This window comes from Paenibacillus amylolyticus (genome assembly GCF_036894225.1).
GTDB lineage: Bacteria > Bacillota > Bacilli > Paenibacillales > Paenibacillaceae > Paenibacillus > Paenibacillus amylolyticus.
Genome location: NZ_CP145892.1, coordinates 5,018,961 through 5,032,789 on the forward strand (window position 1 = coordinate 5,018,961; position 13,829 = coordinate 5,032,789).

Below are 13,829 nucleotides of genomic sequence, written 5' to 3' on the forward strand. Positions count from 1 at the left end.
ATATCTCTCTGAATGGGTAACATTAAAAACAAGCTCTGCAAGTTCCATATCATATCGAATCGGAACCTACATTGCTTCGGGTATCTGCCTAGCCAGAAGCCCATAAATATTGAGCATGGCGGTCGCTGTGCCCAGAGGTTGTAAGCTTTAATCATACAGAACCGCCGACATAACAAAACAGGCCATAGGCGCATCCACCTATGAACCTGCTCTGATATAACGTGATTTGCGTCAAATTTGTAGAATGAAATGTTTTTTTATTCCTGTAGCTTGCTCACTTGCTCAATCAGGCTATCCAGCCCCTTGTCGACCAGATAAGGTCCATAATTCCAATAGTTGCGAGAAACATTAATGATCCGATGATTTTTGATCGCAGGAATACTCTGATACACCGGCTCATTGAATAGCTCCATCATCTGCTCCATCTCTTCATCGTCCATCTGAGTGAAGAAGTAGTCTGCAGGTTTATCCGCCAGCTTCTCCAATGAGAGCACGGTTCCACCATCTGCATAGGCTTTGTACTGTTCAGGCATATCAAATCCGAAATCCTGGTATATCAACTTGCCCAATGTGCCGCCTTCTCCCCCAAGTAATACCTCCTTATTGTAGATAACGAAGGACATGGCCGTTGTTCCCGGTTCAATATTGATGTTCAGTTCATCCCGGATCCCATTCAATTTACTTTCGAAAGTAGCAATCCATCGCTCTGCTTCCTCTTTTTTATCCATAATCTCACCCATCGTTCTCAGGGTGTTGATGACATCTGGGTCACCGCCCCAGGCTACCGTAATCGTAGGCGCAATTTTCTCATAGGTGCCGATCACTTCCGTGCTTGTATAATCAGGTACGATGATCAGATCTGGCTCTAGATCCGAGACCACTTCTACGTTCCCCGTTCCTGATCCGATATCCGGCACATTAGCCATCTCTTCCGGGTACAGATCCAGTGTTTCCTTGTTGGCACCCGCCGGCTTCATTCCGAGTGGCAGCAAATACCCCCCATATGTGATCACAACCGGTTTGGCTGATTGGGCTGGGATCTCAACCGTTCTCCCCGATGCGTCGGTATACATTTTGGTTGCAGGCAGTGAAGCATCTTCATTTGCTGTTGACTGTGGATCAGTTCCTCCCCCGCAAGCTGCTAATAGCAGGGATAAACTAAATAATAAACTGACCGCCAAAGTAGGCTTAAAACGAACATTCAAGTTATTCACGCTCCAAGTGTTGTATTGATAATGATTATCGTTATTATCAATATAGCGTTGTGTGAGTTCTCCAGCAATGAACGATTCCGACTTCTTATTGGTACGATTTGAACCTTTAAGCAGATGACTGTGCATTTTATATTGAGCGGGAGTTTCTCCCATTATTCGTTTGAAGATTCGGCTAAAGTAGTACAAATCTTTATATCCAACGCTCTCAGCCACATCACGAATCTGAGCCTCTGTCTCTGTTAGCAATACTTTGGCTTGGTTCATCCGGGTTTGGATGACGTATTCCATCGGACTGCAACCGAATTTTCGCTTGAATACCCGTGCCAGATAATGACTGCTGTAATGAAATTGGGCCGCCATATCCTCCATGGACACGGGATGTGCGTAGTGCTCCTGAATGTATGCTGCAATCTGCTCGGCTAATTCTGGAGGATCAGCTACCTGATCACTCGCCTGCTTCCATTGACGAAACTGTTCGTATACAAACTGATACAACAGTCCTGTAACCTGCAACCTGTCCAATTCTTCGCTGCTTGCCCAGCATTCATGCATTCTCTCCATTATGGGAATTAGCGACAGCGGATATGTTGCTGCAAAATAATACTGCTGCGGGGAAAATTCATACTCTTGTTGTACGTTTTCTACTCTCGACGGGTCGGTACCAGTGGAGCTTGGCTGGGGTTTATATAAAATAAGATAATATTCCAAGGGGAGATCCAGACAATGGATATGTATAGTTGTGCCTTTGCCAACATGCAGAACCTGCGTCTGGTTGGACCTGAGCTTTTCTTTACCCAAATGAACAATGGCTTCTCCTCTGACCATCAGCAAAAAAGCATGGGCTGGCAAAACATACGGCTTAATTGCCTGTCCCGGCTTCAAGACCAGATGACGAATGTCCATGAGCTTCACCTGATTTTTATTCCACCACTGAATGGCTTCTGACCATTCTTTCATTACAAACCACCTCAAAGCCGATCATTAGACGAGGGGCATTCCCTAGCCCGATTTTCTCCTTAACATACAAGAGTGGTCCTCATTTTGTCCAGTTCACCTGAATTCCAGCACCCTTCACTAATCGTAAATTTTACATATAGTTAACCCATTTCATACGTTAGTTTAGCAATTGTTGTATACACTTGGTTTGGGATACCAACTATACATATATTCTAGGAGGATGCATTCATGTTAAACCGGTTTAATGTCCGTGCAGCCAAAATGATGCTCGCGGTGACAACAATTGTTACGGCTACACTCGGAGGAAGCAGTGCAGCGTGGGCTGTGGAAGATACCACCTCAACGACATCTGCATCACCGATTAAAAATGTGATTATTCTGATTCCTGACGGTATGGCTAACGATGCTACCGCTCTGGCTCGTTGGTATAAGGGCTCGTCCCTGACGCTGGACTCCATGGCAAGTGGCATGGTTCGGACACACTCCGCCGATGCGCCGATTGCGGACTCGGCCCCTGCCGGAACCGCTTTTGCTACAGGTTATAAATCTCATACCGGATTTGTTGGTGTACTGCCGGACAAGGCTACCATGCCTGGGCAAAAGGCTATTGCGCCTGGAGACGAAAGAAAACCGATCGCTTCTGTACTGGAAGCTTCCAAACTGGCGGGTAAAGCAACCGGCATTATCGCTACATCCGAGATTATGCACGCCACACCAGCGGACTTCTCCTCTCACTATCCGGACCGTAAAAACTACGATGCACTCAGCAAACAACAAGTCTACAATGGTATGGACGTTGTGTTGGGTGGAGGCAGCAAATACCTTGAGCCAGCCGGACGTAAAGACGGCGAGAATCTGGTTTCGTCTATCAAGGCACTGGGTTACGATTACGTCACTACACCAGCTGCAATGAAAGCATCCGATTCGAACAAGCTATGGGGTATGTTCGCGCCAGCGGGCATGGCTTATAATATGGACCGTGATCCTGCAAAACAGCCAAGCCTTGCCGAGATGACATCCAAAGCCATTGAAGTTCTGTCCAAAGATAAAGATGGCTTTTTCCTGATGGTCGAAGGCAGTAAAGTCGACTGGGCAGCTCATGCCAATGATCCGATTGGTATTATCAGTGACGTGCTGGCTTTTGATGATGCCGTAAAGGTAGCCATGGATTTTGCCAAAGCGGATGGAGAGACTGCCGTTGTGGCTGTTACGGACCACGGTAATGGTGGACTCACCATTGGTAACAACGCAACTAGCGGCACATACGATAAAGAGCCGTTGTCCACATTTATCGGACCTTTGAAAAAGGCCAAACTGACAGGCGAGGGCGTTGAAGCGAAGCTGAATGCCAAGCGTACAAACATCAAAGCAGTGATGAAACAATACTATGGCATTATCGATCTTACTTCCGAGGAGATTGCCACCATTAAAGCGGCCGAGCCGGGCAGTCTTAACTATGCAATCGGTCCAATGATTAGCAAACGTGCAGGGATCGGCTGGACAACCGGTGGTCATACAGGTGGAGATGTTGTGCTGTACACGTATGCTCCGAACAATGACCGTCCATTCGGTGTGATTGATAACACGGATGTCGCCAAATATATGGCATGTGTACTGGATCTGGATCTCGACAGCGTGAGCAAACAATTGTTTGTACCTGCCAAACAAGCATTTACGGCCAAAGGCGCGACGTACAAACTGGACCTGACGGACGCCAAAAATCCGAAGATTCTCGTTACAAAAGGCAACACCAAACTGGAACTGCAAATCTACAAAAATATTGCACTGGTGAACGGCAAAAAGACAACTTTGGAGGGTGTCATTGTGTATAACGGCGTAGAGGCATTTGTACCACAAACGGCCGTTGATCTGATTCAATAAAAAAAGAGCATGCCTGACCTATGAAGAATCCTCTTTAAAAACTGCCGAGGTAAAATCTCGGCAGTTTTTACGTTTAAGGCTTTAGTTTTATTACTAGATTCTTATGAAGAATTTTAGGTTCCGCTTTATCTCAAACCATCTTAAACTGTAATGACCATCTTTTAAAGTTAAAGTGATACGTTTCTCAATCTGTGTACAAATGATTAGCAAATACAACTGTTTTCATTTTTTGAGGGGCCACAAGGACTGGCCAATAAAAAGGATGACCTCTCCATCCCTCGGCTGTACCATTCTGTTTAAGAAGTATAATTGCGGGAATATTTACCGCTATTTCTTTTGCAAGACCTTTCTCTTGATAAGAATCTGGAGAGTTTTCTAATCGCCCATCTTTCTTCTCTCTCGATATATCTCTATCTTTTCTTAATATGATCCAGACCTTCCCTTTATCCTCTTCATTTTTCGGTATAGAAGTTAAGTATTGAATACTTGCCATGAACGCATTTTGATTCCAAGAATGTCCCTCTTCAAATGTTTGTCCAACATAATCTATTATTTTTAATACATCCTCCATCCCCATAAGAAAAGGTTCTGGAGAATCACTTACATCTTTGCAGTATCTCTCAATGATTGTGTTGATTGCCTCAACTGGTTTTAAAACATGTGTTTTAGCTCTGACCTTAAATCCAACCGGTAAGAGCCGGGCCTTTGGTCTTAATGTAGTAGTGTTAGATAGTAATATTTTATTAGGTGAACAAGGAACAATTTGACTCCATAAATCCTTTTGTATAAATACAACACCGTTTTCATGGCTCCCCTTCTCAAAAGCTTCACGAAGAGCTGAATCAAATTCATGAATACGTTGCATCACGGAATAAATACCTTCTGTTGTGTAGAACCGTGTCACTGTTAGGTCCTCGATAGGTCTTGCCCCATACATACGTGAATGCTGTAAGACCGTATCCTGCTGGAATGTCTTTGGTCGTCTCCCGTAATAGAAACCAATCAAGTTTCCTATAGTAATTCCACGATCTAGTATTTGTCCTCCAATAAAAATATTAAGAGGTGTTCTCAGCTTTAATTGTCCAGATGCATCAAGCAACTCACTTACATCCTTCTCGGAATTCACTTTGGTTATCATAATGTGACCTTCATCTAAAGCTTGTTTTGCTTCAGTATTAACTTGCAAAATATCTGGCATTAGTAAATTAGAAAGTTTAATTGAGTCTTTTAAATTTTCATATGCCTCTTTTACAAGTCGATCAAAAAGAGGCGAACTTTCTTTAGATTCATCTGCTAGTTTAGAAACAATAGAATCTACAATGCTCTCTTGCCATTCATGTGCAGATTTCCCCAGCTCTGTGTGTATTATAAAGCTAAATTTTTTTATAACTTTTTGGTTTTGTCTATCTTGTATGCGACGTATACAGCCCCCTATTATAAAATTGACAATAGCATCTCGAAGCGATTTAATTTTGTTACTGTATAAACATTCTTCAGTTTTGAAAACACGCCTATCTTCTTTTTTCAAGACAGATAATTCTTCCTGAGGAACCTTCTCAAATAGATGATAAGCAATAGTGCCCTCTTCTTCACTTTCTTTAAAGTAATATTCTCCACCAATATATTTGTCATGAATAGGTACAAGTTCTGTAAAAACAGGTTTAATCGGTTTAAAAACCTCCGAGTCAACAACAATATCCTCAGGTTGCAAATATAGCGAATAAGGAGTAGCCGTTACTTGTAGAAAGCTACAATCCTTTACTAATTTTCTGAATTCATTAATTTTCCCTGCTATTTTCTTAATCTCCGGCTCTTCATCTTTCTTTTTAGAAAAACCAATACTAGCAAAATCGGCTTCATCGTCAATTATGAGTATCTTTTTATTTACAAGATCAGGATAAATTTCAAAGAACGCTTGATGTAACCTATCCATATTCTTTGTTTCCTTTTTCACTACAAAGACAAGCTTCTGATTACGCTCATATCTTGTCAATGTTGGCATTACCATAATGTCATAAATTTGCATATAATCTTGATCATTTAAATCCTTAAACTCCGACTTTAACCTTTCCAAAGTTTGTTGTGTAAGAGCCTTTGTACCTTTTGTCAGTACAATAACAATATCATACCCATTATCATAGGCTAGTGACATCACTCCGAGGAAAGTCCTGGTTTTTCCTGATTGAATTTTCCCAAGGAGCATCCCTGGCCGGTCTACCGTTGTTTTTATATCGAGTAAATTTTTGACTGTCCGCTCCATACATTCGATTAACTCAGAGGAATAACTATTCTTTTTTTGTAAATATGTAAAGAAATCCCCCGTTAAATTGAGAGTATTAATCATATATTCTGATACATCCTTTCCAAATAAAATTCCACCTACAATATGCAGTTAAAATAAGCCCATAAAAATAGAATAACTCAGTTTATATCCCCTTCAACACTTCATCTTCAACACTTAATTTCTTACTGGATACGATGACAGATGAAGCCATCTCCTGTTTTTCACTTAAAATCCGATGCACGATCTCTTCAACTGAACCTTGTTTGGTCATGCCTTGTGTGTCCGCAACAATAGGGTAATATACCGTTACAGGCTTGTCCTGCCCAATTCGGTATACGCGGTCTGTAGCCTGATTTTCAACTGCCGGATTCCACCAGCGCGTGTAATGGATCACATGATTGGCTGAAGTAATGGTCAGTCCTGTTCCTGCAGCTTTCGGAGACAAAATCATCACATCGAATCCAACGTTACTGTTAAAGCGATCCACTTGCTCTTGTCTGCGATCGGTCATGCCGTTAATGATCATTGGCGTGATCTCAAAGCAGTCACGTACCGTTGTTCGTAAAATGTCCTGCATCTTGATATATTCGGTGAAGATAAGGACTTTTTCCCCTTTTGCTTTGACTTGACGAATCAGTTCCACCGTTTCTCTAAGCTTGGGTACTTGCTGGTACGGTATATTCATGTATTGGTCAGCAATCAATCCCGGATGAGAGCTCAACGCTTTTAGTTTTTGAATAGCCTGCAAACCGTCCATCGTTTTATTTTTGACCAAGGTGATTACTTCGCTATACAAACGTTCCTGTTCCGTTCCCAAAGGCACATTGGTAATGACAGCCTGCTTGGTCGGCAATTGATCCCCGAGTTCTTCTGATTTCGTGCGGCGCTTGTACACCATCGCAATTCGAGCCAGAAGCTGCTGCTCGACATCAGTGTCTCTTGAGTCTGTAGTAAGCTTGTTCACAAATTCTTCCTTGAACTGACTGAGACTGCCTAATAATCCTGGCTGCACATAATCCATGATAGACCACAACTCACTCAATCCGTTCTCCACAGGGGTTCCTGTCATGGCGAGACGGAATTTGGACTTCATCGCTTTCAGCACCTTGGAGGCAGCCGTTGAGGGATTTTTGATGGCCTGTGCTTCATCACAGATCACCACCTGCCAGTTCACTTGTCCAAACGACAGTTGGTCTTTCACTAAGGTATGATACGTTGTTACTGTGATGCCAATGTGCCTCAGTTCCACCGCATCCTTCAACCGCTCCGTTCCCCTATGAAGGTACAGCGACTTCAGCAAGTAAGGAGCAAATTTGCGCACTTCCTTCTCCCAGTTGTCCATGAGTGTCTTGGGCACCACAACTAATGTTGGCGTAAGTCTTCCGATTTCCTGGAGATAAGACAGGAAAGAAATCACTTGTATCGTTTTCCCAAGCCCCATATCATCAGCCAATAGACCTCCCAATTTGCGATAATGGAGTGATTTCATCCATACGAATCCATCTGCCTGGAATGGTTTCAGGGAAGCAATAAATGCTTCAGGCGGCTGGTTTGAGAACACTCCCAGATCCTGCATCTCTTGCTGCGCTTGCAGAATCGGCTGATTAAACTCCAATTGACTGATGTTCTCGTAAATCTCCAACACATACGGCAGCTTCGTTATATCTACCAAGTTACCTTCACTAAACATTTCTCGTTTTGCCGTATCCGTAGTTTCTACAAAGGCCTCAGCATCTTGCGGCAATTTAAGCCAGCTGCCATTCCATTCTATGTAGTCCTCGCCTTGCTCCTTGGCCTTTGAGATCAAATCCAACATGTCAGAAGCTTCCCACGTTTGCTGTACTTCCCCAGTCTCGTCTTGCGCGGAAAAGCCAAAATCCAGTTCGAACCATCCTCGCTCTTGTTCAGTAGCATGCACAAATGGCTGGGCTTTATAGACTCGAATACCTAGTGACTTTACCCGTTCACCAAACAGGGACAAATCAATACCTTCCATTTCAGGTACATATGCTTCAGGATTTTCAGCAAATTTCGGGATATCCGCTCCTTGAATCTTTGGTAATTCTCGAATACGATCGGCATGATCTACAACTGAGGGCTTCACAAATACTTTTCTCCGCTGACGATCCACGGCATAACGACTAGCGGAAGAACCCATTTCATTTAACAAATCGGGGCTAATTGGATCTGATGAGTGGTACTCCGGATGAAACGAAACACCTTCCGAATTGTATTCCAATCCAAGATCCACTTTATCAACAAACAGATATTCCTGATGCAGCAAATAGTCATCCATAGGATATTCATGATGTATTGCCCAATGACGAACTTCCGCAATATAGCTGAAGATACGTTCCTGATCCAATGGATTAGGAGCCTTATCAATCAGCTGTTGAAATTGATATTGCTCCGAATCCATAAGCAATACCTGCTGATCGGGTAACACCAGCCATGGCCCAATCCTTTTTGCAGTTCGCTCCAAATGACTCCACGAACCACAAGCCTTTTCCAGCACGAATTTAAAATGAGCCGTTCCCACTGCGCTCTCGTGGCCTAACTTCAGGTCAAGCTTCTTCGATGCAGGAATGCCCAATCTCTCCCGCAGTTCTGGTGGTACATCGTCAAATTTATCTGTATTTAATACATAATTGCTATCTTGTTTATCCAAATATCCCTCGAACCACATGTCTTCCAGAGTCTCTAACAGCTCAGCGTTACTGATCTGTCGAAGTTCGGAGATTCTTAGACCAAGTGGAAATTGTAGTGCCTTTTCTTCTCTGACAATGGAATACAATAGCCCGTTCGGAACCATTTCCTTCTCAACCTGTATGTCCGAAACTATAGAATCTGTCGACTTTCGACGCTTGCTCAAGAAACCAAAGAGACCTGCCATCTGCCTTCGCCTTCCTATTCTCTAAAATCTTCCGTTTAAATACTGTCTCATATAGCTATCGAACTTATCGTCCCAGCTTCGACCATGATGACCCAATTTCTCTATAAATAGCTGGACACCTGCTCGACTGGATTCAGGTACTTTAAGCATGCTTTCTTTATTGCTGCGGCTCCTGCTGTTTCTAAAAGTCGGTGATGTGCTTATCGGACGAATGATTTTCTCAAATCCTTCACGATGATAGAAATAGGCCGCCCCCATCTTACCGTATTCAACCACAACGAAGTTATCGAAGTGTATAAAAGCGATCATGGGATCCTGGACAAGCTCTACGTCCTGCATATAATCAATGAATCTTTTCCAATAGTTCAATCGTTGGTTATCTTGGTCGTTTTCGAATAGAATCTGCAGTTTCTTCTGGATAAGCCAGCGTTTGACTTCTTCAAGAGCACCGGAACTTAGAAATTGCCAATCCGTGACGCGTTCCCTGGGATCTCTCAACCTGGCTACGGCCTGCTGAACAATTGCGACATGAAATTGAGTGTATTTACGTGGCTCTAAATAGTTTTTAATGAGCTGTTTGTATTCGTGCATTGAATAATTCTCTAGCAGTCGAACAATAAAATCGGTTCCATCCCGATTAATCATATGATCTTGCGAGAGTCCTTGCTCCAATATTTTTCGCATCAAAGTCGATTCAAGCTTGGATTCTTCTTCGATTTTCAGTGCATGAAATGTATCTGTCATTTTGATTCCCGTTAGTAGGAGAGCAGAAGTAATTCCCTGCACCATACCGGACTCGTGGTACATCGCATTTTCCATATGGTGCTGTATCTTATCGTCTAGCAACAGGAACCCAAATTGATCGACTTGATAGATTGAGCGCAAAAGATCCAGCAAGTAAGGTTCTTCATATTGATGCTGGAAAATTACCCATGCGGTCTTTCCTACTTCCACAGAGTAACGCGCTGTTAAAATACGATTAATTTTCTGCCTCGTATCCTTATTTTCATTAGGAAATGGATATTCGCTATAGATCAGCATCAGCACTTCCATTTTCTTCAGTGAGTGCGCCAATTCCTCAACATTTTCCATGGGGGTAGCGCGAATGATCTCTAGCAATTTCGGAAGCAACATTCTACTGCGCTGCCGGATAATATCCGCCTGTTTGTTTTTGTATTTCCGTTCCATTTTAATTCTTTCTTCGGTAAGCAGTTGTGGTTTAAACGAGAATTGATAAAAGTATTGGTTAATTTCCATCTTTCTCACCCAACCCTTGAAGTTGATCCAATAGTTGATCGTCTTTCAAACGGAATTTGAATTCCACCCGTCTGGACTTATTTGCATCAATTTTCCCATCTTTCTTCAAGATCGGTATACTAAAGGAACGACCATTAGCCGTAATGACTGATTTTAGCTCTTCTTTATATTTAAAATCCGGGAAATTAGGCTGGAATACTTGCTCAACAACAGAAAGTGCGCGGTCTTGGGAAAGTTTTAGATTGTATAGGTATCCGCCTGCGGTATCCGTATGGCCTTCTACGATAATTTGCGATATTTCATCGCGAAAACGGTCGGACAATAGAATATTGATATACTGCGGAATGAACTGTTCCAAATACGTTCTTCCTTTAGCCGAAACTTGACTGCTATTCGAATCGAAGAACACCCCGCCAGAGAAGCGGATTGCTCCTGTCTGGGGATCGACTTCCAGAGCTAGGTCCGAATCTTTAAATGCTTTGATTAATTCCTGAATAATTTCCGATTTGACACCGATGACTTCCTCAATCATCTGATTTTTTTCATTGATTGCTGCTTCTTTCTCTTCATACGCCGATTGCGTATTATATATGGTAATCATGAGTACGAGGGCAAAAATGACAAGCAACGCCGACATTAGATCGGTATAAGATACCCAAAAACTCTCCTTTTCACCTTCATGCGCTCGTGACATATGCCGCTCATTGCGAAATCCTCTAGCCAAAATGCATCATCACCTTACTCTGAAGTTACCGGATTCATGATCCGTTTGGATTGACGATTAATCTCCAACACCGTTTGCTTCAATGTCTGCATGGCATCAGGCAAATCGATCAAACCTTCCTGAATCGCATCAACGCCACTCGCCAAATGCTGAACTGACTTGGTTAGTTCTTGGTCAAATTGATTAAACGTGTTTTGAAGACCACGATGCATATCATCTGTAAACTGATTCATGGAAACTTCCAGATGCTTATTCGTCTTGGACATCGATTCGCTTGCTGAAGTCCACACTTGCTGCAAATGTTCCACTCGCTGATCCATGCTTTCCAGTTGTTCAGCTAATTGGTCTTGCACCCTAGTTGATATATTTCCCACTGCTTCACGTTCATGTTGGATTTCTCTCATCAAGGATTGCATATCTTCTTGGATATGAACAAACTCTGTATTATTATTTGTGAATTTATCAAAGATAAGTTCCAGTTCCTGATTCGACCTTTGACTAAGTTCAGCTTGCTGAGATAATGTGACAGCCAATGATTGTTGACTCTGTGTAATGCTGGATATCCGTTGTAAATTCTCTTCTAAACGTTGCTGGAAAGTAACTTGTAATCCTGTTTGGGTCACAATCGAATCTACATTTTCTCTAAGCGTGTTCATATGGTTTTCAAAATAACCATTAAACGTATTGCGTTCTTCCGTCATTTTGTCCAATAGATCTGCTGTAACCTTCTGAAGCTCGCTGTTTTTCTCCGTTGTTTCGTTCAATTCCGATACGGTTTTCTCCAACACTGTCTGATAATCCGTAATCCGTTCTGTATAATTATGAATATGTTCCGTAAGAACGGTGGTCTTGTCCACCATCGCTGACTGTCCCGCAGCCGAATCCTGCATGGATTGCACAAGCGCACCCATTTCCTCATGCACTTTTTTCTGCCATTCCACGGTATTGTTCAATGCTTCTCCGAGATTCTTCATATGATCTCCAGTTAGTTCATTCAATTGAGTAACGAATTGATTAACCATCTGTTGCATACCCTCGGATTGGTTCACTGTCGATGTCTGCATTAAATCTGTCATCATTTTCTCAGTTCGTTCCATCTGAGGTGCGAGTGATTTCTGAATGGAATCTGCCACACCGTTAACCATATTAGGGATAAGTACATCTGACAAAAAAGACTGAAAATCCTGCATCTGCTTCTCTTGCCGTTGGTCCATGCTGAACAATAACGTGCTTTGATCTTGAGTTGGAAATGACTCGTCAAGCTGTTGACGAATACTGCCAAATGCATTGGTGAGCCTTGGATAGAAAATTCCTTTGTCGATTAACTGCCAAATGAGAGACAGCAGAACTCCCGCAATCGATGATGCAAATTTAACTTTCATCCCCGTAAGCAATGAGCTAATTCCGTCTTGCATCGTGCTTGAGTCGCCATTGACATGCACTTGAGATACACCAAATGCAATCCCAACGAAAGTTCCTACAATTCCCATGGAGAGAAAAATACCCGCAACAACTTCTGCAAACTTTCTTTTTCCAAATTTATGTACTAGAGGCTCTTCAAAAAAGAAGTCATATACATCTGGTGTGTAGAGTATGCCTTTCTGTTGATAACTCATATACTTAACATAGAAACTCTTCCATGCGGGGAGTAAATGTCCCTTGATGTACTTATTATCCTGATTTTCCATCCAATCATTGAAGCTATGAAACTTTGCTGTCATTTCAGTAATATTAGATAATTCATCAAGCTTAGCCTTGATGTCAGATTCAGCTTTTTTGCTGTTCCAGTAAGGTATGAGGACAAAAAACAAACATAGTACGAAAATCGAGACCATTAAACCTATGTAACCCCATGCGAATTCTGTAGATGTAAAAAATGTTGCCATAGCTCCTCCTAAAGATATATAGTAGTTAACTAAATTACGGTCTTCACTTGATACTAAATTTAAATACCCAACTCAAAGTATGCTTGTTATACTTCAATATTTTTCTTGCAAACCAAGATTATCATAATTACCAAGTTCATTATACCTATTTTTTCCTATTAAGAGAAAAAAAATTTAGAAATAAATAGTCCAAACGAACCCTTCTCCATATTAACGTGTGTCTATGTTCATTCAACTTTAAGCCTATCGTATAATGAACGTAACAAAAATACATATCATGCAAAACAAAAGGAGAGATTCACCTATGTTGATCAAATTAAACTGGATCACGCTGAGGGTCAGTAATTTGGAAGCTTCACTCGGGTTCTACCACGACATGCTTGGACTTCCAATTCAGCGCAGATTCGAAAGCCGTGGACGGCAGATTGCAATGCTCGGCATGGAGAATGAAGCCAAGCTGGAACTGATTGAGGGCAGTGAATCCATTCTTAAACCAGAGGCTGGCGTGTCGATCGGTTATGAGGTGAACTCGCTGGATGAAGCCATGGAAAGACTGGCAGAGCTGAATATTCCGATCGTGCGTGGCCCCATCCAGCCCAATCCGCATCTGCGGTTTATTTACATTACAGATCCAGATGGCTTCGAGGTGCAACTCTCAGAGCATGTCTAATTAGGCGAGTGTAACTAAGCACTAAGTGTACGTATCAGGATGATCAGTTGTGTGTGCAAGTGT

Annotated in this window: 8 protein-coding genes; 2 read left to right on the plus strand and 6 right to left on the minus strand. The window is 42.3% G+C overall.

The genetic code is table 11. From position 1 onward, the window contains the following. Positions 1–257: 257 nt before the first annotated feature. Positions 258–2,171 (minus strand): AraC family transcriptional regulator, encoded by a 1,914-nt coding sequence (locus tag V6668_RS22225; protein ID WP_338706734.1) that lies wholly within the window; start codon positions 2,169–2,171, stop codon positions 258–260. Positions 2,172–2,399: 228 nt separating this feature from the next. On the opposite strand from V6668_RS22225, the gene V6668_RS22230 reads away from it, so the two are divergent. Then, positions 2,400–4,052 (plus strand): alkaline phosphatase, encoded by a 1,653-nt coding sequence (locus V6668_RS22230; protein ID WP_338706735.1) that lies wholly within the window; start codon positions 2,400–2,402, stop codon positions 4,050–4,052. Between the two features lie 184 nt (positions 4,053–4,236). Here V6668_RS22230 and V6668_RS22235 read toward each other — a convergent pair whose 3' ends face one another. The 5 genes from V6668_RS22235 to V6668_RS22255 form a co-directional block, all read right to left on the minus strand. Continuing rightward, positions 4,237–6,396 (minus strand): Z1 domain-containing protein, encoded by a 2,160-nt coding sequence (locus tag V6668_RS22235; protein ID WP_338706737.1) that lies wholly within the window; start codon positions 6,394–6,396, stop codon positions 4,237–4,239. Positions 6,397–6,478: 82 nt separating this feature from the next. Continuing rightward, the gene (locus tag V6668_RS22240; RefSeq protein WP_076328194.1) at positions 6,479–9,229 is read right to left on the minus strand and encodes a DEAD/DEAH box helicase; all 2,751 of its coding nucleotides are present in this window, start codon (positions 9,227–9,229) and stop codon (positions 6,479–6,481) included. 21 nt (positions 9,230–9,250) lie between these two features. Continuing rightward, positions 9,251–10,486, minus strand: a complete 1,236-nt coding sequence (locus V6668_RS22245) for a hypothetical protein (protein ID WP_076328195.1) — start codon at positions 10,484–10,486, stop codon at positions 9,251–9,253. Further along, positions 10,476–11,210: an OmpA/MotB family protein gene (locus V6668_RS22250; RefSeq protein WP_245838147.1), complete on the minus strand. Its 735-nt coding sequence runs from the start codon at positions 11,208–11,210 to the stop codon at positions 10,476–10,478. Before V6668_RS22250 ends, V6668_RS22245 begins: the two co-directional genes overlap by 11 nt. A gap of 14 nt (positions 11,211–11,224) precedes the next feature. Beyond that, positions 11,225–13,096 (minus strand): hypothetical protein, encoded by a 1,872-nt coding sequence (locus tag V6668_RS22255; protein ID WP_076328196.1) that lies wholly within the window; start codon positions 13,094–13,096, stop codon positions 11,225–11,227. 304 nt (positions 13,097–13,400) lie between these two features. Between V6668_RS22255 and V6668_RS22260 the strand changes: the two genes are divergently transcribed. After that, positions 13,401–13,766: a VOC family protein gene (locus V6668_RS22260; protein WP_036617391.1), complete on the plus strand. Its 366-nt coding sequence runs from the start codon at positions 13,401–13,403 to the stop codon at positions 13,764–13,766. Positions 13,767–13,829: the final 63 nt, after the last annotated feature.